Annotated in this window: 20 protein-coding genes and 3 pseudogenes; 6 read left to right on the top strand and 17 right to left on the bottom strand. The window is 69.3% G+C overall.

The window, feature by feature from the left end:
- The first annotated feature begins 23 nt into the window (after window positions 1–23).
- Together ACFJGX_RS06410 and ACFJGX_RS06405 are read left to right on the top strand one after the other, a co-directional pair.
- Window positions 24–680, top strand: coding sequence for a fumarylacetoacetate hydrolase family protein (locus tag ACFJGX_RS06410; protein ID WP_382322258.1), 657 nt, complete (start codon window positions 24–26; stop codon window positions 678–680).
- A gap of 118 nt (window positions 681–798) precedes the next feature.
- Window positions 799–1,200 carry a YbaN family protein gene (locus ACFJGX_RS06405; protein ID WP_382322259.1) on the top strand — a complete coding sequence of 134 codons (402 nt, stop codon included), beginning with the start codon at window positions 799–801 and terminating at the stop codon, window positions 1,198–1,200.
- A gap of 6 nt (window positions 1,201–1,206) precedes the next feature.
- Here ACFJGX_RS06405 and ACFJGX_RS06400 read toward each other — a convergent pair whose 3' ends face one another.
- From ACFJGX_RS06400 to ACFJGX_RS06365, 8 genes are all read right to left on the bottom strand, one after another.
- Window positions 1,207–2,103, bottom strand: a complete 897-nt coding sequence (locus ACFJGX_RS06400; protein ID WP_382328042.1) for a LysR family transcriptional regulator — start codon at window positions 2,101–2,103, stop codon at window positions 1,207–1,209.
- Between the two features lie 12 nt (window positions 2,104–2,115).
- Window positions 2,116–3,201, bottom strand: coding sequence for an ABC transporter ATP-binding protein (locus ACFJGX_RS06395; protein ID WP_382325771.1), 1,086 nt, complete (start codon window positions 3,199–3,201; stop codon window positions 2,116–2,118).
- Between the two features lie 31 nt (window positions 3,202–3,232).
- The gene (locus tag ACFJGX_RS06390; protein WP_382328040.1) at window positions 3,233–4,963 is read right to left on the bottom strand and encodes an ABC transporter permease; all 1,731 of its coding nucleotides are present in this window, start codon (window positions 4,961–4,963) and stop codon (window positions 3,233–3,235) included.
- A 74-nt stretch (window positions 4,964–5,037) separates the two neighbouring features.
- A complete protein-coding gene (locus ACFJGX_RS06385; protein WP_382322261.1) occupies window positions 5,038–6,372 on the bottom strand; it encodes an ABC transporter substrate-binding protein in 1,335 nt (444 codons plus the stop codon).
- Between the two features lie 131 nt (window positions 6,373–6,503).
- Window positions 6,504–7,700: a phosphoglycerate kinase gene (locus ACFJGX_RS06380; protein WP_382328038.1), complete on the bottom strand. Its 1,197-nt coding sequence runs from the start codon at window positions 7,698–7,700 to the stop codon at window positions 6,504–6,506.
- A gap of 70 nt (window positions 7,701–7,770) precedes the next feature.
- On the bottom strand, window positions 7,771–9,525 hold the full coding sequence (locus tag ACFJGX_RS06375; RefSeq protein ID WP_382328036.1) for a phosphoethanolamine transferase: 1,755 nt from the start codon (window positions 9,523–9,525) through the stop codon (window positions 7,771–7,773).
- Between the two features lie 65 nt (window positions 9,526–9,590).
- Entirely contained in the window at window positions 9,591–10,937 is a 1,347-nt protein-coding gene (locus ACFJGX_RS06370) for a sensor histidine kinase (RefSeq protein ID WP_382328034.1), read from the bottom strand.
- Window positions 10,934–11,659, bottom strand: a complete 726-nt coding sequence (locus tag ACFJGX_RS06365) for a response regulator (protein ID WP_382322264.1) — start codon at window positions 11,657–11,659, stop codon at window positions 10,934–10,936. The genes ACFJGX_RS06370 and ACFJGX_RS06365 overlap by 4 nt, the downstream gene beginning before the upstream one ends.
- Window positions 11,660–11,769: 110 nt before the next feature.
- On the opposite strand from ACFJGX_RS06365, the gene ACFJGX_RS06360 reads away from it, so the two are divergent.
- Window positions 11,770–12,939 (top strand): phosphatase PAP2 family protein, encoded by a 1,170-nt coding sequence (locus tag ACFJGX_RS06360; protein ID WP_382328032.1) that lies wholly within the window; start codon window positions 11,770–11,772, stop codon window positions 12,937–12,939.
- A complete protein-coding gene (locus tag ACFJGX_RS06355) occupies window positions 12,861–14,468 on the top strand; it encodes an LTA synthase family protein (RefSeq protein WP_382328030.1) in 1,608 nt (535 codons plus the stop codon). The genes ACFJGX_RS06360 and ACFJGX_RS06355 overlap by 79 nt, the downstream gene beginning before the upstream one ends.
- Before the next feature lie 16 nt (window positions 14,469–14,484).
- Here ACFJGX_RS06355 and ACFJGX_RS06350 read toward each other — a convergent pair whose 3' ends face one another.
- The 6 genes and pseudogenes from ACFJGX_RS06350 to ACFJGX_RS06325 all read right to left on the bottom strand — a co-directional run bounded on the left by ACFJGX_RS06350 (window position 14,485) and on the right by ACFJGX_RS06325 (window position 17,960).
- Complete coding sequence (locus ACFJGX_RS06350; protein ID WP_291121731.1) at window positions 14,485–14,820, bottom strand: AzlD domain-containing protein; 336 nt, start codon at window positions 14,818–14,820, stop codon at window positions 14,485–14,487.
- Window positions 14,813–15,557 (bottom strand): annotated as a pseudogene (locus ACFJGX_RS06345) (AzlC family ABC transporter permease). The gene ACFJGX_RS06350 and the pseudogene ACFJGX_RS06345 overlap by 8 nt, the downstream one beginning before the upstream one ends.
- Entirely contained in the window at window positions 15,557–16,537 is a 981-nt protein-coding gene (fmt, locus tag ACFJGX_RS06340; protein ID WP_382322268.1) for a methionyl-tRNA formyltransferase, read from the bottom strand. The pseudogene ACFJGX_RS06345 and the gene fmt overlap by 1 nt, the downstream one beginning before the upstream one ends.
- 39 nt (window positions 16,538–16,576) lie before the next feature.
- Entirely contained in the window at window positions 16,577–17,092 is a 516-nt protein-coding gene (locus tag ACFJGX_RS06335; protein WP_382322269.1) for a hypothetical protein, read from the bottom strand.
- The gene (gene def / locus ACFJGX_RS06330; protein ID WP_291121735.1) at window positions 17,089–17,610 is read right to left on the bottom strand and encodes a peptide deformylase; all 522 of its coding nucleotides are present in this window, start codon (window positions 17,608–17,610) and stop codon (window positions 17,089–17,091) included. Before def ends, ACFJGX_RS06335 begins: the two co-directional genes overlap by 4 nt.
- Window positions 17,611–17,765: 155 nt before the next feature.
- A complete protein-coding gene (locus ACFJGX_RS06325; protein WP_382328858.1) occupies window positions 17,766–17,960 on the bottom strand; it encodes a hypothetical protein in 195 nt (64 codons plus the stop codon).
- Between ACFJGX_RS06325 and ACFJGX_RS06320 the strand changes: the two are divergent.
- A pseudogene (locus ACFJGX_RS06320) lies at window positions 17,923–19,069 on the top strand (LysM peptidoglycan-binding domain-containing protein). The gene ACFJGX_RS06325 and the pseudogene ACFJGX_RS06320 overlap by 38 nt on opposite strands.
- A gap of 8 nt (window positions 19,070–19,077) precedes the next feature.
- Window positions 19,078–20,184, top strand: a complete 1,107-nt coding sequence (dprA, locus tag ACFJGX_RS06315; RefSeq protein WP_382322270.1) for a DNA-processing protein DprA — start codon at window positions 19,078–19,080, stop codon at window positions 20,182–20,184.
- A 16-nt stretch (window positions 20,185–20,200) separates the two neighbouring features.
- Here the strand turns inward: dprA and ACFJGX_RS06310 are convergent, their stop codons facing one another.
- The 3 genes and pseudogenes from ACFJGX_RS06310 to secF form a co-directional block, all read right to left on the bottom strand.
- Entirely contained in the window at window positions 20,201–22,252 is a 2,052-nt protein-coding gene (locus ACFJGX_RS06310; protein WP_382328028.1) for a DUF1631 family protein, read from the bottom strand.
- Window positions 22,253–22,298: 46 nt separating this feature from the next.
- Window positions 22,299–22,532: pseudogene (locus ACFJGX_RS06305) on the bottom strand (hypothetical protein); the annotation flags it as partial.
- Between the two features lie 149 nt (window positions 22,533–22,681).
- Window positions 22,682–23,635: a protein translocase subunit SecF gene (gene secF / locus ACFJGX_RS06300; protein ID WP_382322271.1), complete on the bottom strand. Its 954-nt coding sequence runs from the start codon at window positions 23,633–23,635 to the stop codon at window positions 22,682–22,684.
- Window positions 23,636–23,649 lie beyond the last annotated feature (14 nt).

The following is a 23,649-nucleotide window of genomic DNA, read 5'->3' as shown; positions in this document are numbered from 1 at the left end:
CGCCCCCCGTCGCTTCGGTTCCCGTGCGCGGCAAGACCGAACAATTCCCCGTCAACCGCCTGTTCTTCGTCGGCCGCAACTACCACGCGCACGCGGTGGAAATGGGCAAGCCGGTGGACAAGACGGCCGAGCGGCCGTTCTACTTCACCAAGGCCCCGCAGACGCTGGCGCTCTCGGGCGCGACCACGCCCTACCCCAGCGAGACGAACAACTACCACTTCGAGATGGAGCTGGTGCTGGCGGTGGGCAAGGCGGGCTTCCGCGTGAAGGCGGAGGACGCGCAGGACATCATCTACGGCTACGCCTGCGGCCTGGACATGACGCGGCGCGACCTGCAGCTGGTGGCGCGCGACAAGGGCCGCCCCTGGGACCTGGGCAAGGACGTGGAGCACTCGTCCGTGTGCAGCGAGATCGTGCCCATGCCGGGCGTGGTGATCGAGCGCGGCGGCATCGAGCTGGCCGTCAACGGCGCCGTGAAGCAGAAGTCCGATGTGGACAAGCTGATCTGGAACATCCGCGAGATCATTGCCGACCTCTCGCTGTTCTACCACCTGCAACCCGGCGACCTGATCTACACCGGCACGCCCGAAGGCGTGGGCGCGGTGCTGCCGGGCGACAAGATCACCGGCAGCGTGGAGGGTGTCGGCACGGTCGAACTTACGGTCGGCCAAAAATCTTGACATCCCCCCGCGCCGCCTTCGGCGTCACCCCCTGAGGGGGCGCACCTGGCGGCCCGGCAAAGCCGGTTCCGCGGGTGCTCTGGCTGCGGTCCCTGGCGCTGGCTAAGATGCTGGCGTCATGCCCTCTTCTCCCTCGTCCTCCCGCACCGTGCGCTGGCTGCTCTGGCTGGCCGGCACGGTGTCGCTGGCGCTGGGCCTCATCGGCGTGGTGCTGCCGGGCCTGCCCACCACGCCTTTCGTGCTGCTGGCCGCGGCCTGTTACGCCAAGGCCTCGCCCCGCCTGCACGGCTGGCTGCTCAACCACCGCTTCCTCGGCCCCATGGTGCGCGACTGGGAGCAGCACCGCAGCCTGACCCGGCGCACCAAGACGGTGGCGATCGGCTCCATGGTGGTGATGGTGAGCCTCTCGGCCTGGGGCTTTCGCCACCAGCCCTGGGTGCTGGCCGCGCTGCTGGCCGCCGCCGCCATCGGCCTGGTCGTGGTGGCGCGCATCCCCACGCGCGAACGCCCCACCTCCTGAGCCGCCTCAGACCGGCTGGCGCGGCGGCAGGCCCCAGACCTGGCGCAGCACCGACAGCGCCGCGACGATGGCCGGGTCGTGCTCGGCGGTCTTGGGGTAGATGAAGCTCAACAGGGCGGCCACGCGCGTGTGCGGCCAGATCACCAGCTCCTCGCGCTCGGCGGCGGGCACGGCCATGTCCTCGCGCAGCAGCGCCAGCCCCAGGCCCGCGCGCACCAGGCTGTAAGGCGCCGACGCATCGTCGGACTCCACCACCTGGTTGGGCAGCAGGCCCTGGCGCGAGAACAGGTCGCGCAGCAGCGTCTGCACATGGCCGGCGTGCGGCGTGCCGATCCAGGGCAGGTCGGCGATCTCGCGCCAGCCCGCGTGCAACAGCCGATCGCGGTAGGCCACCGGCGCCACCACCCGGTAGTGCAGCGTCTGCAGGGGCAGCCCGAGCACGTCGCGCGGGATGTGGGGACCGATGTAGAACGCCGCCTGCAGCGTGGAGGTCGCCACGCCCTCGCGCAGCGTCTCGGCGTCGCCCGAGCGGGTCTTGATGTCCAGCAGGGGCAGCGCCGCCACCAGGCCGCCGAGCAAGGAACCCAGCCGCAAGGCGTCCGGGTCGCCCAGCGTGCCGATGATCAGCGAGCCGGCCACCTCGCCCTGCAACTCCTTGGCGCGGCCGATCAGCGAGCCGGCGGCGGCCAGCACCTTCTCGGCCTCGGGCAGCAGGCGCTCGCCGGCGCGCGTGAGCGCGATGCGCCCGGGCCGCCGGTCGAACAGCGAGACGCCCAGCTCTTCCTCCAGCGCCTTGATCTGCCCGGTGACGGCGGGCTGCGTGACGTGCAGGGCCTCGGCCGCTCGCGTGAGCTGGCCGATCTTGGCCACCGTGACGAAGGCACGCAGCTGGTAGATCTCCATGCGGGCGGGCGCTCAGTGCGTCAGGAAGCGCGCCTGCGAAGGCTCGATGCCCAGCCGCACCTCGGCCCCGGGCGGGAACAGCGAGAGGCCCGAGAAGTGCGCCTGGTTGGCGACGATCAGGGTCTCGCCCACGCGCACGCGGTAGCGCGAGGTCTCGCCCAGGAACTCGGAGCTTTCCACCCGGCCGTCGAGCCAGATGCGCGAGGCGTCGCCATGTTCGTCGCGCACGCGGATGTGCACGGTGTGCGGCCGGAACGACAGCGACGCCGGCCCGGTGCCCGGGCTCTCCTGGTTGCGCGGCAGCACCATCTCGCCCAGGCCGTCGGCCTGGAAATGCAGGGTCTCGCCGTTGACGTGCGTCACCCGGCCCTGCACGAGGTTGGCCGTGCCCACGAAGCTGGCCACGAAGCGGTTGGCCGGGAAGTCGAACAGCGCGGCGGCCGTGCCCACCTGCTGCAGCACGCCCTTGTCGAGCACGGCCATGCGGTCGGCGGTGGTCATGGCCTCTTCCTGGTCGTGCGTCACGAAGATGGTGGTCAGGCCCAGCGTGCGCTGCAGGTTCTTGAGCTCCTCGCGCATCTGCACGCGCAGGTTCTTGTCGAGGTTGGACAGGGGTTCGTCGAGCAGCAGCAGCTTGGGCTCGATCACCACCGTGCGCGCCAGCGCCACGCGCTGCTGCTGCCCGCCCGAGAGCTGGCTCGGCCGGCGCTGCGCGTAGTCCTGCAGACCCACCAGTTCGAGCGCGGCCCCGACCTTGCGGCGCAGCGAGTCCTTGGGCTCCTTGCGCTCCACCAGACCGAAGGCCACGTTGTCCCACACCGTCATGTGGGGCCACAGCGCGTAGTTCTGGAACACCATGCCCACGTTGCGCAGGTGCGGCGGCGTGCCGGTGATGTCCTTGCCGTCGATCAGCAGTTCGCCGCGCTGGTGCTGGTTGAAGCCGGCGATGAGGCGCAGCAGCGTGGACTTGCCGGAGCCCGAGGGGCCGAGCAGGGCGAAGAACTCGCCCGGCTCGATGCGGATGTTGACGTCCTTGAGCACCTCGGTGCTGCCGTAGCTCAGGCTGATGTGGCGCGCTTCGAGGGAGACCTTGTTCAGATGCATGGCTGTCTTTCGATGTGTCTGTCGTTCAGGGCTGCGCGGCGCGGGTGGGGGCGCGCGATTTCTCCACCACGCGGTGCGAGAGGTAGGTGCCGATGGCCACCACCACCACCGCCACCACGCCGAGGGCGGCGCCCGGTCCGCGCCCGGCGATGCTCTGCATGTAGAGGTAGATGCCATAGCTCATGGGCGCCTGGCTCTGCGCCGAGGTGAGCAGGATGGTGGCCGAGAGCTCCACCGCGGCGGTGATGAAGCTGGTGACGAAGCCGGCCAGGATGCCGCCCATCATGAGCGGCACCATGATGCGCCGCACCGTGCTGACCTTGCCCGCGCCCAGGCTCTGCCCGGCCTCTTCGAGCGAGATGTGCACCTGCTGCAGCGCGGCCATGCAGGAGCGCAGCGCGTACGGCAGGCGGCGCACCGCGTAGGCGATCATGATCAGCACCCAGGTGCTGATCACCGGCGTGTCGGTGAACGGGATGTCCACGCCCTTGAACATGCGCAGGTAGCCGATGGCCAGCACCAGGCCGGGGATGGCCAGCGCGATCGAGGCGATGTAGTCGAGCCAGCGGCGCGCGGGCAGCTCGGTGCGGAAGATCAGGTAGGCGATGAGCGTGCCCAGCACCACGTCCAGGCTCGCGGCCATCAGGCAGTACTTGAGGGTGTTGACCACCATCAGCTTGGAGTCGGTGAAGATGGTGGCGTAGTGCTCCAGGGTGTAGCTGTCGGGCAGCACCGAGAAGCTCCACACCTTGGAGAAGGACATCAGCAGGATGCCGATGTGCGGCGCCAGCGTGACCAGCAGCACGAAGCCCACCCAGGCGTAGGCCAGCACCGAGGCCCAGCCGCGCAGCGTGCGGCGCTGCAGCGAATTGCCGCCCTTTTGCAGCGTGGAGTAGTCCTTGCCCTTCATGACGCGCGAGGCCATCCACAGCGCCAGGATGGACAGCACGATCATGATCACGCTGATGACGTAACCCAGCGGGTCCTCGATGCCCACCGAGGTGATGCGCAGGTAGGCCTGCGGCGCGAGCATGTTGGTCACGCCCATCACCAGCGGCGTGCCCAGGTCGTCGAACACCTTCACGAACACCAGCGCCGCGCCGGCCAGGTAACCCGGCAGCGAGAGCGGGAAGATGATGCGCCAGAACAGGCGCCAGCCCTTGGCGCCGAGGTTCTGCGCCGACTCTTCCATGGCGCCGTCGATGTTGCGCATCGCGGCCACGAGGTTGAGCAGGATGAAGGGGAAGTAGTGGATGCTCTCGACGAAGGTCACGCCGACCAGGCCGTCCATGATGGGCACGGTGAAGCCGAACGCGTCGTTGAGCAGCAGGTTGACCGAGCCGCTGCGCCCGAAGATGAGCTGCAGCGCGACCGCGCCCACGAAGGGCGGCATGATCAGCGGCAGCACGCCCAGCGTCTGGATCAGCAGGGCGCCGCGGAACTCGAAGCGCACCGTGAGGTAGGCCAGCGGGATCGCGATCACCGAGGCGAAGAACACCGAGGCCAGCGCCACCACCAGGCTGTTGATGAGCGATTCGCGCAGCAGGCTCTGGCCGAAGAAGTTGCTGAAATGCCCCAGCGTGGGCGCGCCGGTTTCCGTCACGAAGGCGGTGTAGATCACCTCCGCGATCGGCAGCAGCAGAAACAGGAACAGGAAGGCAAACACCAGGCCGGCGAGCAGCCAGTGGCCCCACACGGTGGGGGGGCGCAGCCGGCGCGGCGCGGGCGCGGCGGAACCTGTCAGGACAGCGGACATGGGCAATCTTTCCGGGAAGGGAGGGACCCGCGCGCGGCAGGCCGGCGCGCGGGCGTCACGGGGCGTTCAGGCGCTCACTTGGCCAGCGCGCCGGCCTGGTTGGCCAGGTCGCGCGCGCGCTCGTAGTTGGCCTTGGCCTTCGAGCTCCACAGCTCTTCGAGCCCGGTGAGCTGCTTGGCCACTTCCACGTCGCGCTTGTTCTGGCGGAACAGGTTGAGGAATTTTTCGTCCTTCACCATGCCCTCGGGCACCAGCGACGAGTAGGCGAAGCTGCGGGCCTGGCGCAGCAGCTCGCTGCCGTGCGCGTTGGGTTTGGCGTGCAGCTTGCGGTCGGCCTCGTGGATGGCGCGCGTGGCGGCCTGCAGCTCCTTGAGGCGGAAGGTCACCATCTGGTCGAACAGGCTCACCACCACCTGGTAGCGGTTGCTGGAGAGGTCGGTGTTGAACTGCACCTTGGCGCGCTTGGCGATTTCCTGTGCGTCGGGATAACCGGCCGGCGCCTTGTTGCCGAACGAGGCGTTGGGCAGCACCGGCAGGCGGCTGATCTTCGGGTCGAACAGCAATTCCTGGCCTTCGCGCGAGAGCGTGTAGGCGATGAACTTCTTGGCCTCGTCGGCGTTCTTGCCGCCGCTGATGAGCGCGATGTTGGCCGGCACCACCGCCGTCACCGAGGGGTAGTGGAACTCCACCGGGTAGCCCGAGTACTTGCCGGCCAGGCCGAAGAAGTCGATCACCATGCCGACGCCGTACTGGCCGTTGTTCACGCCATCGGGCACCGCGAAGCTGCGGTCGGTCACGGCCGCGCAGTTGCCCGCGATCTGCAGCATCTGCGTCCAGCCCTTTTCCCAGCCTTCGCCCTGCAGGATGGTCTCGACCGTGAGGTGGGTGGTGCCCGAACGCGAGGGCGAGGAGATGGCCACGTGGCCGAAGTAGGCGGGCTTGGTCAGGTCGGCCCACTCGCGCGGCGCGGGCACCTTGTTGGCCTGCATGTAGCGCGTGTTCCACATCAGGCCGTAGCCCGCGAGCGCCTGGCCGTAGTACAGGCCGTTGGGGTCGTTGATGGGGTAGTTGCCCACCTTGGCTGGCACCTGCGCGTTCTTGACTTCGGGCGCGGCCTGCAGCAGCTTGTCGCGCGCCAGCACTTCGAAGGCATCGGGCGCCGAGGCCCACATCACGTCGGGCCGCTGGCCCACCGCCAGCTCCTTGATGTAGGCGATGCTGGCCGTGGTGTTCTTGTTGAGGATCTCGATCTTGATGCCGGGGTTGGCGGCTTCAAACGCCTTCTTGTAGGCCTCCGTCAGTTCCTTGGGAAACGAGGTGAGCACGGAGACCGTGCCGGCTTGCGCCGCGGACCATGCCGTCACCAAGGAAAGAACCACCACCTTCAGTGCTGCTGTCTGTCGTGCCATGCCTGTCTCCATCGTTGTGTTTGCGACGGGACCAATTTAGCAACAGAAAGCGCGCGCGACCAATCATGGTTTCTGATAGGCCGCATAAACCGCGGCGAGAGTCGGGTAAACCCCGAGCGTTCCGCAGAGGCTTATGCCTTGGCTCGGCGCTCCAGCACTTCAAACGCCGGCAGGGTCTTGCCTTCGAGCACCTCGAGGAAGGCGCCACCGCCGGTGGAGATGTAGCCCACGTCCTTCTCGATGCCGTACTTGGCGATGGCCGCCAACGTGTCGCCACCACCGGCGATGCTGAACGCGCTGCTCTTCGCAATGGCGTCCGCAATCGTCTTGGTGCCGCCCTCGAAGGCCGCGAACTCGAACACGCCCACCGGGCCGTTCCACACGATGGTGCCGGCCTGCATCAGCTGCGCCGCCAGCTTGGCTGCCGTCTCCGGGCCAATGTCCAGGATCAGGTCGTCGTCGGCCACCTCCGTGGCCTTCTTCACCGTGGCCGGCGCGTCGGCCGCGAAGGCCTTGGCCGTCACCACATCGGTGGGGATCGGCACCTCGGCGCCGCGCGCCTTCATGGCCTCGATCACCGCCTTGGCCTCGCCCACCAGGTCGGCCTCGGCCAGGCTCTTGCCGATCTTCAGGCCCGCGGCCAGCATGAAGGTGTTGGCGATGCCACCACCCACGATCAGGTTGTCCACGTTGTTGGCCAGGCTCTTGAGGATGGTCAGCTTGGTGCTGACCTTGCTGCCGGCCACGATGGCCACCAGGGGCCGTTTCGGGGCCGCGAGCGCCTTGGCGATCGCGTCCATCTCGGCGGCCAGCAGCGGGCCGGCCGAGGCGATGGGCGCGGTCTCGGCGATGCCGTAGGTCGTGCCTTCGGCGCGGTGGGCGGTGCCGAAGGCGTCGTGCACGAAGATGTCGCACAGGGCGCCGAGCTTCTTCGCCAGTTCGGGGCTGTTCTTCTTCTCGCCCACGTTGAGGCGGCAGTTCTCCAGCAGCACGACTTCGCCGGGGGCGACCGAGAAGTCGCCGTCGATCCAGTTGGCGACCAGGCGCACCGGGCGGTCCAGCAGTTCGCCCAGGCGCGCGGCCACGGGGGCCAGCGAGTCCTCGGGCTTGAAGGCGCCTTCGGTGGGGCGGCCCAGGTGGCTGGTGACCATCACGGCCGCGCCGGCGTCCAGCGCCATCTGGATGGCCGGCAGGCTCGCGCGGATGCGCGTGTCTTCGGTGATGCGGCCGGCGTCGTCCTGCGGCACATTGAGGTCGGCGCGGATGAAGACGCGCTGGCCCTTGGCTTGGCCGCTGGAGCAGAGGTCGGAGAAACGGATGAAGGACATGGTGGGCGGGTGGGTCGTCAGAAAGAAGCCCGCATTGTAGGAAACGCGGCCCCCCATGCCCGTCGGCCGCTCAACCCGTGTGCACGAGCGCGACCGGTGGCTCGCCGGGCGAGCGGGCCTGCGACGCCGCGCTGCAGGGCATCAGCGCGTCCAGCGCGGGCTGGTAGGCGCGCGTCTGCACGTCCATCAACCCCAGCACGGAATGGAAGACATGGTCGTGCGAGATCGGCGCCGCCGCGTGCCCGCGCAGGCAGCCCATCGACAGGCCGGTGCGGCGCTGCAGGCCGGGCGAGAACCAGCTCACCATGGGCACCTGGGTCTGCTGCGTCGGCGCCAGGGCGTAGGGCACGCCATGCAGGTAGATCCCGTTCTCGCCCAGCGACTCGCCGTGGTCGGACACGTAGATCAGCCCCGTGTCCTCGCTGCCGCGATCGGCGCGCGCCTTCAGCCATTGCAGGGTCTGGCCCAGGAAATGATCGGTGTAGGCGATGGAGTTATCGTAGGCGTTGACCAGCTGCTCGTGCGGGCAGTCGGACAGCGTGACGCTCTGGCACTCGGGCTGGAACGGCTTCTGGTCGGCGGGCGCGCGTTTTGCGTACGCCGGACCATGGCTGCCCATCTGGTGCATCACCACCACCACGCCGCGCGCGCGGCGCTGCGGATCCAGCGCGGCGAGGCGCTGGTCCAGGCCGTCCAGCATGGCGGCGTCGTAACACTCACTGCCCTCGCACAGGCCGGGCACGGCGTGGTCGCCCGCGTAGGCGTTGGGCACGCGGTCGCACACGCCCTTGCAGCCGGCCTGGTTGTCGATCCACAGCACGGCCAAGCCGGCGCGCTGCAGCACGTCGAGCAGGTTCTCGTGTTCGGGGGTCTTGTCGCCGCCCTGCGCGCGCGTGAGCGGCGAGAAGATGCAGGGCAGCGAGACCTGGGTGTTGGTGCCGCAGGAACTCACCTGGGCGAAGTTCACCAGATCACCTTGCGCCTGCCAGCGCGCGAGCGTGGGCGTGGTGTTGCGCGCGTAGCCGTTGAGCCCGAAGTTCTGCGCGCGCGCGGTCTCGCCGATCACCAGCACCAGCAACGGTGGCCGCGGCTGGTGCGCATAGCTCGCGCCCAGGGCCGCGTCCTGACCCACCGGTTGCAGCGGGCGCACCTGGCGCGGCAGCTGGTCCACCGCCAGGCGGGCGCCGGCGTACACGGTGTTGAGCGGGTTGGCCATGTAGCGCAGGTCCTTGTGGTTGCGCATGAGCGAGGCCAGACCCTGGTAGCTCATCAGCGCCGCCGCCACCAGCAAAGCGAGCGCGGCCAGGGCCCCCGTGAGGTTGCGCACGGCTTGCGGCCCCGGGCTGCGCAGGGCCAGTGGCCGGCGCCAGAGCGCCCACAGGGGCAGCCCGGCCACCAGCAGCACCGTGCCCGGCAGGGCCCACGAGAGCAGGTCGCGCACCTCGCGCACGTCGGTGTGCACCACATTGGCGAGCATGGTGGGGTCGATCACCACCCCGTACTGCCACATGAAGTGGGTGTTGAACGCGGCCACCAGCAACAGCGCGCTGGCGGCGGGCCGAAACACGCGCGGCCAGGCCAGCAGCGAGAGCAGCGCCGCCAGGGCACCCACCAGCAACAGGCCCAGCCCGACGATCAGCGCCAGGCGCTGGGTGGGTGTGCCGCCGAGTCCATCGATGCGCTGCCACAGCGGCAGGTTGCCCAGGCTGGCCAGCCACAGGGCCAAGCCCCACACCGCCACCCTGGGGCGTGTGCGCGCGCCGGGCGGGGAGAGATGGAACGTGGGGAAAAAGCGGGGAAACGCAAAGGGCAACGAGAGCTGCATGGCCGGCATCCGAATGCCAGCACATGCCGGCCCCGCCACTGTGCGCAGCCGACGTTAAATCAACCTTATGCGCGCGGCCAGCGCAGCGTGAAGCGCGTCGTCATCGGCGCTTCGCCCTGGTCGCGCTCCAGCCGCGCGCCCATCTGTTCGGCGATGCGCTCCACCAGGCGCAGGCCCAGCCCCAGGCCACCGCGCTCGGCGGCCAGGGGGGCCGCGTCGGCGCGCTGGCCGTCGTCGCTCACCGAAACACCCAGGTCCGCGCCGGTCCGCCACACCGCCACCGCCACCTGCGAGCCGCTGGGCGTGTGGCGCAGCGCGTTCTCGATCAGGTTGCGCAGCGCGAGTTCCAGCAGCATGGGCTGGGCCTGCACCACCACCGGCTCGTCGGGCTGCGACAGGGAAAGCTCGTGGCCGCTCTCGTAGGCCGAGGGGGCGTGGGCCGCGATCAGCCGCGCCGCGAGTTCGCCCAGCGCCACCTGCCCCGCGACCAGGGGCCCCGCACCCGCGATGGCGTTGCGCTGGGCGCGCGCCAGTTCCAGCAGCTGCGAAAGGATGCGGCCCGCGCGCAAGGCCTCCTGCTCCAGTTGCGCCAACCGCTCGGGGGACGGGTCGTGCTGCGCCGCGCCGGCCTGCAAGGCGAGCGCGGCCAGCGGCGTGCGCAGTTCGTGCGCCACGTCGGACGCGAACTCGCGCTCGCGCTGGGCGCGCGTCTGCAAGGTGTCGACCAGCGCGTTGATCGCGGCCACCGTGCTCGCGAACTCGCGATGGCGGTGCTGCGTGCCCAGGCGCTGGCCCGCGAAGCCGTCGAGCGCGGCCACCTCGCTCGAGAGCTGGTCGAGCGGGCGCAGGCCGCGGCGGATCGCCCACCACAGCAGCAGGCTCACCAGCGGCAGCACCAGCAAAGCGGGCAGGGCCACGTGCTCCGCGATGTCCTTGCCCAGTTCGTAGCGCTGCTTCAGGTCCATGAGCACGATCACGCGCCGCACCCGCCCTTCCTGCGTGGCCTGGGCCGAGTAGGCGCGCCACTCGGGCACCAGGCCCGGGACCTTCACGCGCACCGTGGCGAAGCCCTGCGCGGGCAGGGCCGCCACGTCCAGCCCGCCCACCATGCCATGGGTGTCGGCGACCAGGCGGCCGTCGTCCCAGGCCACCACGGCCACGTCCTGCAGGTACTCGTGCTGCAGGTCGGGCACCTCGGCCGCGGCATGGGGTTCGAGCCGGTAGGGCGTGGCGCTCAGCCAGAGCTTGGCCACCGCCGTCATCTGCCCGTCGGAGAACTGGCGGGCCTCGCGGAAGGCGGTGGACCAGGCGAAGGCGATCAGCGCCAGCCACACCACCACCAGCACCCCGAGCGCCCAGGCCAGCAGGTAGTGGCGCAGGGTCTTCGCGCGCGCGGCCACGGCCTTGTTCATCGCCGCGCCGCTTTCGCGGGCGGCGCGGGCGCGTCCAAGGGCACGAAGTAGCCCACGCCGCGCACCGTCTTGATCAGGGACTCGCCGAGCTTGCGGCGCAGGTGGTGGATGTGCACCTCGATCGCGTTGCTCTCCAGGCCTTCGTCGAAGCCGTACAGCGCCGATTCCAGCCGCGCCTTGGACAGCACCTGCGGCCGCGCCTGCAGCAGCGTGAGCAGCAGCGCGAACTCCTTGCCGCCCAGCGGCACCGGCTCGCCCGCGCGCCGCACGGTGTGGGCCGCCGGATCGACCACCAGCTCGCCGTGCTGGATCAACGGGTTGCTGCGCCCGCCGGCGCGCCGCAGCATGGCGCGCAGCCGGGCGAGCAGCTCGTTCGCGTCGAAGGGTTTGACGATGTAGTCGTCGGCGCCGCTGTCCAGGCCGCCGATGCGGTCGCTCACGCCGTCGCGCGCGGTCATGATCAGCACCGGCATGTCGTGGCGTGGCAGGTCGTCCCGCCCCGGCGCGGGCGCGGGCCGGCGGCGCAGCCGGGCCAGCAGGTCCAGGCCTTCGCCGTCGGGCAGGCCGAGGTCGAGCAGCATGACGTCGAAGGGTTCCACGGCGAGGGCCAGCCAGGCCGCGTCGAGCGAGGGGCAGGTGTCCACCGCATAGCCCGCCTGGCGCAGCGAAGCCTGCAGGCCGCTGGCAATGCCGGGGTCGTCTTCCACCACGAGAGCGCGCATGTGTTTGAAGGGGACGCGGGGTCCGTTGAGGCTGAATCCGTTCATTATGGGTTCGCGCCTTAGCACCGCCTTAAGGCGCATTTAACCTGGGGCTTCCACAGTGCCGCACCATGCACGCACTGTCTCGCCCCCGCTGGGTCACCGGCCCCTTCCGATCGTCCCCCGCCACTTGGCTGCTCGGCCTGTTCACCCTCACCCTGCTCTGGGACCTGGGCGGCCTGGACATGGCGGTGATGCGCGCCATCGGCACGCCGCGCGGCTTTGCGCTGCAGGACAGCTGGTGGCTCTCTCGCGTGCTGCACGACGGCCTGCGGCAGGCCATGACGGGTGGCTGGCTGCTGCTCTGCGCCTGGGCCTGCTGGCCCGGGCTGCAGATGCCCCGGCGCGAACGCTGGACCGTGGTGGCGCTGGCCACGCTGTCGCTGCTGGTGGTCAACCTGGTGAAGAACACCAGCCTGACCAGTTGTCCCTGGGACCTGCAGGCCTTCGGCGGACCGGCGCGATGGGTGTCGCACTGGGCCTGGGGCGTGGCCGACGGCGGCCCGGGGCGTTGTTTCCCGGGCGGCCACGCGTCCAGCGGTTTCGCGTTCATCGGCCTGTGCCTGCCCTGGCTGGACGCGCCGCCAGGCACGCCCCATCGCCCGCGCGCGACCGGCCTGCGCTGGCTGGCCGCCGTGCTGTTCGTGGGTCTGTTGGCGGGTGCGGTGCAAACCCTGCGCGGTGCGCATTTCCCCAGCCACACGCTGTGGACGCTGCTGATCTCCGCCGGCGTGTCGTGGGCGGGCTGGCGGCTGGCCCAGCCGTGGCTGACCCCTTCGAAGAGCGCACGGCCTGCGCCGGCCGTGGGGGAGGCCGATCACCCACCTCGCCGGCCCCGCCCGACCCACCTCCTCGCCGTGCTGCGCCCCCTGCTCATGCCCATGGCCTGCATGCTGGCGGTGCTGTGGCTGTCGCGCGCCGGGCTGGCCTGGTGGCAGGCCGACCGCATCGCCCAGGCCCAGGCGGCGCCATTGGTGTGGTGGGAAGGCTTGCGCTTTGACGCGGTGCTGATGGGCCTGGCCTGGGTGTTGCCCGCCACGCTCACGCCCTGGATGCGCCACCCACCGGCGCAGCCAGCGCGCGTGGGGTGTCTTCCTGCGCGTGTACGGCGGCATCGCCCTGCTGCTTGTGGTCTTCATGGAACTGGCGCACCCCGGCCTTCGTGCTGCAGTACGACAGCCGGCCCAACTACCTCTTCGTGGAGTACCTGGGCTACGCGAAGGAAGTGGGCGGCACGCTGATCAAGGACTATTGGGCGCACCTGCTGACCACGGCGGTGCTGCTGCCCACCATCGGCTGGGCCTACGTCCGGCTGACCCGCCCCGCGCCGCACCCACCCGCGACCTTGCGGGTCTGGCAGGCCGGGCTGCTGTCGGCGCTGCTGTTCGTGGCGCTCGCGCTCTGCGCGCGCGGCGCGCTGGGGCACCGCCCGGCCAACCCCGCCACGGCGGCCGTGACCACCGACCACCTGGTCAACGAGTTGCCCCTGAGTTCGCTCTACACCGTGACGTACGCGATCTACCAGTCGCGCAAGGCCGAAGAAGGCGGCATCACCTACGCCGAGATGCCGCAGGAGCGCGTGATCGACATCGTGCGGCGAGAAACCGGGCTGCCGCCCGGCGCCTTCACCGACCCCGCTTCGCCCCTGCGCCACACGCTGACCAGCCCGCACCCGCGCGAGCGGCCGCTGAACCTGGTGATCGTGCTCGAAGAAAGCCTGGGCGCCGAGTTCGTCGGCCGCCTGGGAGGCCTGCCGCTCACGCCGAACCTGGACCGGTTGGGCGACCAGGGCATCTGGTTCGACCAGCTCTACGCCACCGGCACGCGTTCGGTGCGCGGCATCGAGGCGGTGGTGGCGGGTTTTCCGCCGACCTCGGCGGTGAGCACGGTGAAGCTGGCGAAATCGCAGCGCGACTTCTTCACGCTGGCCAGCTTCCTGAAGCCCAGGGGCTACGAGTCCACCTTCTACTACGGCGGCGAATCGCACTTCGACAACATGCGCAGCTACTTCATGGGCAATGGCTTCGACCGCGTGGTGGAGCAGAAGGACATGCCCGCCAGCGCCTTCATCGCCACCTGGGGCGCGTCCGATGGCGACCTGTTCGATGTGGCCCACCAGCGCTTCAGCCAGCAGCCCGCCGACAAGCCCTTCTTCGCCCTGGTGTTCAGCTCGTCCAACCACGCGCCCTTCGAATTCCCGGACGGCGGCTTCGAGCTGCACGAGCAGCCGAAGAACACCGTGAACAACGCGGTGAAGTACGCCGACCACGCCCTGGGGCGCTTCTTCGACAAAGCGAAGCAATCCGCCTACTGGGACAACACCCTCTTCCTCGTGGTGGCCGACCACAACTCGCGCGTGTACGGCCCCTCGGTCATCCCGATCGAGCGCTTTCACATCCCCGGCCTGATCCTGGGCGGCGCGGTGCGCGCACCCGAGCGCATCCGCACGGTGGCCAGCCAGATCGATCTGGCGCCCACGCTGATCTCCATGATGGGCCTGAGTGGCGAGGTTCCGCTGACCGGCCGCGACCTGAGCGACCCGGCGCAGCGCACCCGGCCCGGCCGCGCCATCCTGCAGTTCGACAAGATCCAGGCCTACATGGAAGGCTCCCACGTGGCGGTGCTGCAGCCCGACAGCCCACCCCGGCTCATGAGCTACCTGGATCGCCAGTTGAAGGACAGCACCGAGAGCCACCCTGCCCTGGTGGACAAGGCGCAGGCGCATGCGCGCTACGCGCAGTGGGCCTACCAGAAACAATGGCACCGTTGAAAAACGGTGCCAGGCCTCACCAGCCCAGACCCAGGCGCAGCGGCAGGTAGACCGCCATGCCGCAGACGATGGTGCCGAGCACGCCGCGCTTCCAGAAGAACCAGGCCATGCCGGCGGCCGCGGCGAACAGGCGCGCGTCCTTCCAGGTGGTGATGAGCGCGCCCTGGTTCATCACGATCTCGGGAACGATCACCGCCGCCAGCGCCGCGATGGGCGCGTACTGCAGGCCGCGCTGGGCCCAGTGCGGCAGGCTCCAGGGCTTGCTGGAGATGAAGAAGAAGCCGCGCGTGATCACGGTGATGCAGCCCAGCGCGACGATGGTGAGCAGGGTCCAGGGGTCGAGGTCAAACATGGTGTGCCCCCTGCCCCGGCGCCTGGGGCCTGAATTTCTCGAGCACCAGGCAGATCGCCACCGCGCTCGCGATCGCCACCAGGATGTTGAGCTTGAGCGGCAGCGCCCAGGCCGCAACCGCCGCCGCGCCGGCCACGCCGGCCGAGACGAAGCGCAGCTTCGATGAGGCCAGCGAGCACAGCACGCCCAGCAGCGCAAGGATGCCGGCGAAGCCCAGGCCCCAGGCCACGGGGATCGCATTGGCCAGGGCAATGCCGGCCAGGCTCGCGCCCATCCAGGCCACGTAGTTCACCGCGCAGTTGCCCATGAGGTAGGCCTGCTGCTGCGCCAGCTCTTCCTCGTTGGTGCCCGGGTGCGGATAGCGGCGCGCGAAGAACACGTAGCTCAGGTCGCCGGTGATGTAGCCCTTGATCAGGCGCTCCCAGCGCGGCAGGTGCATCAGGTAGGGCCGCAGGTGCGCCGAGAACACGACGAAGCGCAGGTTCACGCAGAAAGCCGCCGCCAGGATCACCCACAGCGGTGCGCCTGCGGCGATCATGGGCACGGCGGCGAGTTGCGCGCTGCCGGCGTAGACGATCAGCGTCATGAGCACGGCCTCCAGCGCCGACAGGCCGGACTGCACCATCGCCGACACCGGTCATCAGGCCCCAGGCACCGATGCCCATGCGCACCGAGACCTGGTCGCGCACGCCATCCCAGTACTCGGGGCGGTCGCGGTATTCACGGCGGTGGAACATCAGGGCGCCTCTTTCGGCGAGGGCGCGGCGTCCAGCACCTGACCGGGTGCGAGCGCAAACCCGCGCAGGAATTCCGCCGCCGCGAGGCGCTTGCCGCCCGCGCGTTGCAGCTCGGTGAGCACCAGCACACCGCCGCCGGCGGCCACGCGGATGCCATCGGCATCCACCGCCAGCACCTGGCCGGGCGTGCCCTGCGCCGCTGCGGCCTCGGCGTGCGCGGACCACACCTTGATGGCCTCGCCCGCCAGCGCCGTGGCCGCCCCCGGGAAGGGGTTGAACGCGCGGACCCGGCGCGCCAATGTCTCGGCCGGCGCGGTCCAGTCGATCGCGGCCTCGGCCTTTTCGATCTTGTGCGCGTAGGTCACGCCCTCGGCGGGTTGTTTCTCGGCCTTCAGGCCACCACAGGCGGCGATCTCCAGTGCTTCCACGATCAGGCGCCCGCCCAGCGTCGCCAGACGGTCGTGCAGGCTGCCGGTGGTGTCCTGGGCCTGGATGGGCAGGCGCTCGATCAACAGCATGTCGCCGGTGTCCAGGCCGGCGTCCATCTGCATGATGGTCACGCCGGTCTGCGCGTCGCCCGCCTCGATGGCGCGATGGATCGGCGCCGCGCCACGCCAGCGGGGCAGCAGCGAGGCGTGGATGTTCAGGCAGCCCAGGCGTGGCGTGTCCAGCACCCACTGGGGAAGGATGAGCCCGTACGCGGCCACCACCATGGCATCCGCCTGCGCGGCCTCGATGGCGTCACGCGCCGCCCGCGCGTCGTCGGGGTACTTGCCGTCCAGCCGCAGGCTGCGCGGCTGCGCCACGGTGATCTGCTGTTCCTGCGCGAGTTGTTTGACGGGCGAGGGCTGCAGTTTCATGCCGCGCCCCGCCGGCCGATCGGGCTGGGTCAGCACCAGTGGCACGCGAAAGCCGGCGGCGAGCAAACGCTCGAGCGCCACACGCGCGAATTCCGGCGTGCCGGCAAAAATGAGGTTCATGAAGAAGAAAAGGGACCGATGGCGCGACGCCGCGCGGCATCAGGGATGGGACACGGCGTCGACGGGATCGCCGAGCACCTGGTCGTCGGAGAACATCAGCTGCCGCACCACACCCGAGGGGTCCAGGTGCACATGCACCAGGCGCGGCCGCGTGGCTTCCAGGAAGCGGTAGCTCCAGACCTCGCCATCGAAGCGCGCCACGCGCTCCACCATGGCCGGGCGACCCATGCCGCGCAACACGTCTTCGCGCGTCCAGCGGCCGATCTCGATGTGCCGCAGCAGCCAGCCCGCGTCCATCACCTGCTCGTACCGCACCAGGCGGCCATCGGGTCCGAGATCGAGGTTGTGCACCCAGGGGCCCGAGGGCTGACCCGAGTACTGCAAGCGCGTGCCCGCGGGCAGCGTATGAACCAGCGTCGGCCGGCCCAGCCGGGTCTCGATCTCGCTGCGCGGCGTGCCCGTCGCCACCTGTTCGGGCATCAGTGAACAGCCCGCCAGTGCCAGCGCGCTCACCACGACCAGGCCACGCAGCGAAGAAGCCAGAGAGATGTTCATGCGCGCAATGCCTCTCGTTGAGCCTTGACCAGTTTGGATTTGATGCGATCGCGCTTGAGCGGCGAGAGGTACTCCACAAAGACCTTGCCGAGCAAGTGGTCCATCTCGTGCTGGATGCACACCGCCAGCATGCCCTGGGCATCGATCGTGCGCTCCACACCGTTGCCGTCGAGCGCGCGCACCCGCACGGCGATCGACCGCTCCACGCCGTCGTAGATGCCGGGCACCGACAGGCAGCCCTCTTCGCCCTTGCGCTTCTCCGGGCTGGCCCATTCGATCTCGGGGTTGATCAGCACCAGGCGCTCGTCGCGCGTCTCGCTCACGTCGATCACGATCAGGCGCTCGTGCACATCCACCTGCGTGGCCGCCAAGCCAATGCCATTGGCGTCGTACATGGTCTCGAACATGCGCTCGATCAGCGAGCGGATGCGATCGTCCACCGCCTTGACCGGCTGGGCCACGGTGTGCAGGCGCGGGTCGGGGTAACGCAGGATGGGCAGAAGCGACGGCGAATTCATGAAAATCGGGTGGGTTCGGGACAGGTCCAGGCAGGGGCCTCCATTGTCGCGGGGCGACGGCTGGCGGCAAGCCGGTGACAGGCGGAAGACGATGTCGCTATTTTCGCCACTTTTGCGACGGCGCGTGAAATCCCTCCGCCATATACGTTGCCCAATCAATGGCTTGGGCGCAAAATCAAAAGCGACTTGTCAAGACGCGATCGCCGCTCAGGGGCCACTTCATGCCATTGCAAACCCGCCAGTCCGCCGAATTTTTCTTCTTGCGCCAGCGACGTTCGCTGGTCTGCGCCGCCGCCGTGCTGCGCCACCTCGATCACCGGCAGCGCCTTGGCGCAGAACTTCCCGATCACCTCCGGGCAACGCGCCACCGCCGACCAGGTGGCGCAGAACGGCGTGCCACTGTCCGAACTCGCGCCTAATGCGCCCGACAGCTACACCATCAAACGCGGCGACACCCTGTGGGCGATTTCCGGCGTGTTTCTCAAGACGCCGTGGCGCTGGCCCGAGCTCTGGGGCATGAACCGCCAGGACATCCAGAACCCGCACCGCATCTACCCCGGCCAGGTGCTGTACCTGATCAAGTCCGGCGACCGCGCCATCCTCAGCACGCGCCCCGCGGGCAACGGCGACCCGGCCACCGTCCGCGTGTCGCCCCGCACCCGCTACGAAAGCCTGGGCGACTCGGCGATTCCGCCGGTGTCGCTGCAGGCCATCGAGTCGTTCCTGACCGAACCCATGATCGTCGACGAAGCCACCTTCGCGCGCGCACCGCGCATCGTTGCGCACGCAGGAAAACCGCGTGCTGCTCACCCGGGGCGACCGCGCCTATGCGCGCGCCCTGTACGGCGACGGCCCGCAGAACGAACCGCTGCGGGTCGTGGACGGCAAGTCGATCGACTACCGCGTGTTCCGCAACGCCACCCCCCTGCGCGATCCCACCACGAGCGAAATCCTGGGCTACGAAGCCCAGTATCTGGGCAAGGCCCAATTGGTGAGCGGCGAGACCCAGCGCCCGGCCGCCGACGGCAAGGCCCCGGCCGAGATCGTGCCGGCCTCCATCGACATCGTCGCGGCCAAGGAAGAGATGCGCATCGGCGACCGGCTGTTGCCCGAACCGGAACGTGAACTCAGCCACTTCGTGCCACGCGCGCCCGACACGCCACAAAGCGGCCAGATCGTCTCGGTGTATGGCAACGCGGTGCGCTATGCGGCCCAGAACCAGGTGGTCTCCATCAACCGCGGCCGCGCGCACGGCATCGAGCGCGGCCATGTGCTGGCGCTGCAGCGCGAAAGCAGCCTGATCACCGACACCACCGATCAGACCCGCCCGCAACTGCGCCTGCCCGGTGAGCGCAACGGCCTGATGATGGTCTTCCGCACCTTCGACAAGGTGTCCTACGCGCTGGTGCTGCAGATCACCGACGGCGTGAAGGTCGGCGACCGCTTCGTCAACCCCTGATCGGCGCGATGCCCCGACCCGAGTTGGCCGCCTGGTTGCGGCTGCTGCTCACGCCAGGCGTGGGCCTCGACTCCGCGCGAAAGCTGCTCGCGGCCTTTGGCCTGCCCGAAGCGGTCTTCGCCCAACCGGCCTCGGCCTGGCAGGCGGTCGTCGGTGCCCGCGCGGCGAGCGCGCTGGAGCAGCCCCCCGAAGACCTCGAGGCGCAGGTGGATCGCACGCAGGCGTGGCTGGCCGACGCCGCGGACCGCCACATCCTGACCCTGGGCGATCCGCTCTACCCGCCCGATCTGCTGCAGATGGCCGATCCGCCGGTGCTGTTGTACGTGCTGGGCGACGTGCAGGCCCTGCACCACCCCCGGCGGCTGGCCATCGTGGGCAGCCGCAACCCCACACCCCAAGGCGAAACCAACGCCCGCCAGTTCGCGCAAGCACTTGGGCAGGCCGGGGTCTGCGTGGTCTCGGGCCTGGCCCTGGGCGTGGATGGCGCCGCGCACGATGGCGCGATGCTGGGCGGCGCTCCCACGGTGGCCGTGGTGGGCACCGGGCTGGACCGCGTCTATCCCAAACGCCACTTGGCCTTGGCCCACCGCATCGGGGCGCAGGGCGCGATCGTCAGCGAGTACCCCTTGGGCACCCCCCCGCTGCCAGCCCATTTCCCGCAACGCAACCGCATCATCGCCGGCTTGTCGCAAGGCACGCTGGTGGTGGAAGCGGCCGTGCAGTCCGGCTCGCTGATCACCGCGCGGCTGGCGGCGGAGCAGGGTCGCGAGGTGTTTGCGATCCCGGGCTCGATCCATGCGCCGCAATCGCGCGGCTGCCACGCGCTGATCCGCCAGGGCGCCAAGCTGGTCGAGTCGGCGCAGGACATCCTGGAAGACCTGCGCTTCGCCGAACCGGTACCGCCGGACGACAGCGCCGGGCCGGGCAGCGACCACGGCGCCAAGGAAGACAGCCTGTTGCGGGCCATGGGCCACGATCCGGTGAGCCTGGATGCCTTGCAGGCCCGCACCGGCCTGGACACGGCGCACCTGCAGGCGCGCCTGCTCGAACTGGAACTGTCGGGAGAGGTGGCCCGCCTGCCGGGCGGGTTGTTGCAACGGCAGGGCCAGGGCTGAGCCCCGGCAGGCCCGCTCAGTTGAGCAGGCGCTCGGGGTTGGCCTCGAGCTTGGCCATCGCGTCGCGCGTGGCGCGCACGGTGAGGGCCTCTTCCTCGCTGGGCACCAGCAGGCCAGCCTGCAGGTAGGACGCCACACGCATCGCCTGGATCAGGAAACAGCGCCCACCGTTGGTCACGAACAGGTAGAGCTGGCCACGCTCGCTGCGCCAGGCCAGTTGCACGCTGTTGAGCTTGCCGTTGTGGTCCAGGCCGAACCACGAACCGATCTGCAGCTCCACCGCCCAAGAGCGCATCGCCTCGTTGGGCTGGCTGCCTCCCTGGTTGATCACCTCGATGTTGCTGGCGTCCACGCCGGTGATCATCTCGATGCTCTCGGTGTCCAGGTCCAGGTCGCCCACACCGTTGGCCGGCAGGTAGTCTTCCAGGTTCGCCAGCCGATCGGACAGGTTGTCCAGGCTTTCCTGCGAGATGGGTTCGGTGCGCGACATGAAGGCATCGGCCAGCGTGTCGCTCACCGACTTGATGTGCTGGTCCTGCAGCGAGGTGGGGAAACCCAGCAGCCCCATGCCATGGCGCAGGCGCTGCAGCAGGCCGGGCAGTTGCTGGATCACGCGGGCGCGGTCGTTGCGATTGGGCTTGGCGCTGGCCGCCCACAGCAGGTCGGACGCGACCTGCTTGAGCGAGGTCGTCTCTTCGTGCTTCAGGCCGTACTTCACGCTGGCCACGGCCAGCACATCGACCCACACCTTGAACAGGAAATCGCGTACCTCGTCGCGCACCGGCACATCGTCCAGCAGCTTGCGCAACTCGATCGTGTACTGCACCGACAGGGTTTCCTTCTGCTCCACCTGCTGCGCGACGCTCACGAAGCGGCTGGCGCTGCCTTGCTCGCTGAGGTAGGTGGAGAGGAATTTCTGGAACTCGTCGAACACCAGCTGGAACACGCGTCGCCCGGTTTCGGGGTATTGCTCGATCACCTGCACCACGCGCTTGATCTCGGCCTCCAGCGCGGCCGAGCCGACGTTGGACTCGAAGCCCATCACACAGGAGCCCATGCGGTCGATCAGGCGGCGCGCCGGGTGCTGCAGGGCGCTGAAGAACTCGGGTTCGGCCAGCGCAACACGCAGCACCGGGATCTGCAGCCGCGCGAACCAGACCCGAACGCTCGGCGGAATGCGCTCTTCGGCCAGGATGCTCTGGAACATCAGCGCCACCACCTCGATGGTGGCCTTTTCGGTCGGCGTGCTCGCGGCCTGCTTGAGTTCGGCGGTGCGCTGGCGCAAGGAGGTGGCGACCCGCTCCACATGCGAGGCGTCCACATACACCGCGCCCACACCCGAGGAGCCGGACACGTAGAGACCCGCGGCCACGCTGGGCGACGCCACCTGATGCTGGATCGCCTGCTGCAGACGGGGCGAGGGCGGCAACAGCTGTGTGGCCTCGAAATCGCCACCGACGCGGTCGATCAGCATGCGCTTGAGACGCCCGACCACGCCCTGCGCCCGCATGCGCGCCCGCGCCAGCGGAGACGTGCCCGTCATGAGCCGGGTTTCATCGTGCACACCCATGCCGGACGATGGTGCGCCCGCGCGGCCAGCACCGAAGTTCGATCCCGGCCCCATGCCGGACACACCGCCAGGCGCGGAGGCGGGCATGGACGCCGGCCCGCCGGCCATTCGCTGTCCCGCCGTCATCGGGCGCGGCGCGGTGGTGGCCGCCGCCGACGCGTCGCGGCGCACCACCGGACCTTCGCTGCGGCTGCCCGGCACCCGCTTGACCAGGGCCTGCAGGTCGATTTCCTTCATCACCCCGCTGGCCACCAGAAACTCGTTCGCGGCCTTGTAGGCCTCATGCAGCTTGGTGCGCATCACCGGCGCCAGCGCGTCCTGCACCAGCACCCAGGCCTCCCGCGTCATGTGAGCGTCCAGCCACTGGTCCACCAGGATGCGCGCGGTGACGCCGGGCAACAGCACGTCGCCCCGAGGCAGCTCCAGCCGGCCTTCCAGGTGCTGGATGCGCAGGCGCAATTCGTTGAGTTCGGTGGACGACTTGTCGAGCACCTGCATTGGCCAGGCGCGAGGCCAGGATCTGGTCGTCGATCGCGCCTTCGGCCACCAGCTCCAGCTGGCCCGAGACACTGGTGGGACTGCCGGAGTTGGAGAAGCGCGGCAGCAGCGAACGCTGCAGCGCCTTGCGGCTCTGGTTGAGCCAGGTGGTCTGGTTTTTCTGGAACCCGGTCCATGCGTCGCGACGGGCCTGCATGTCGCGCGCCGAGCCCGCCTGATCGAGGATCGAGGTCAGCCGCGTGTCACAGACCTTGACCCATTCGGGAAGCGCCCGTCCCACATGAACCACGAAGAGTTCACGTGCCTGTTTGGCCAGGGATGAAACGTGCTGATCGGGCGGCGACACAATGTGTGCAGTATGACACGATTGGATTCATCCACAGGCGCCAAGCGCGCGAGGCGCGCTGTATAAGGCGCGCGCTTTCGCGCTTAAACGACAGCACCGGCGTTCGGGTCGTCCGGATCGCCTTCGGTTTTGCTGCTGGTCTTGACCAGGTCTTCGCGCTTGATGCCCAGCCACATCGCCATGGCCGCGCCGACGAACACCGACGAGTAGATGCCGAAGCAGATGCCGATGGTCAGGGCCAGGGAGAAATAGAACAGCGTGGGGCCGCCGAACACCAGCATGGACAGCACCATGGCCTGCGTGGACCCGTGGGTGATGATGGTGCGGCTGATGGTGGAAGTGATCGCGTGGTCGATCACCTGCTGCGTGTTCATCTTGCGCTGGCGCCGGAAGGTCTCGCGGATGCGGTCGAAGATCACGACCGACTCGTTGACCGAATAGCCCAGCACCGCGAGCACCGCCGCCAGCACGGCCAGCGAGAACTCCCACTGGAAGAAGGCGAAGAAGCCCAGGATGATGACCACGTCATGCAGGTTCGCCACGATGGCCGAGACCGCGTACTTCCATTCGAAACGGAACGCGAGGTAGATCATGATGCCCACGATCACCAGCCCCAGCGCCAGCAGGCCGTTGGTCACCAGTTCCTGGCCCACCTGCGGGCCGACGAACTCGGTGCGGCGCAGCTCCACGGCGGGGTTCTGCGCCTTGAGGGCCGCGAGCACGGTCTCGCTCTGCTGACTGGAGGTCTTGCCCGCCTGCACCGGCAGGCGCAGCAGCACGTCGCGCGAGGTGCCGAAGTTCTGCACCGGCACATCGGCGTAACCCAGCGATTCGATGACCTTGCGCACCGAGGTGAGGTCGGCCGGCTGTTCGTAGGCCACCTCCATGACGGTGCCGCCCGTGAACTCGACCGACAGGTGCAGGCCGCGCGTGGTCAGGAAGAAGACGGCGGCGATGAAGGTGAGGAAGGAGATCGCGTTGAGCAACAACGCGTTCTTCATGAACGGGATGTCGCGGCGGATGCGGAAGAATTCCATGGCGTGAGGTCCTG

Origin of the sequence: Hydrogenophaga sp. UC242_50, assembly GCF_042697355.1 — a bacterium.
Lineage (GTDB): Bacteria > Pseudomonadota > Gammaproteobacteria > Burkholderiales > Burkholderiaceae_C > Hydrogenophaga.
Note: the sequence above shows the minus strand (reverse complement) of the source record. Positions and strands in the feature narration are given on the sequence as shown.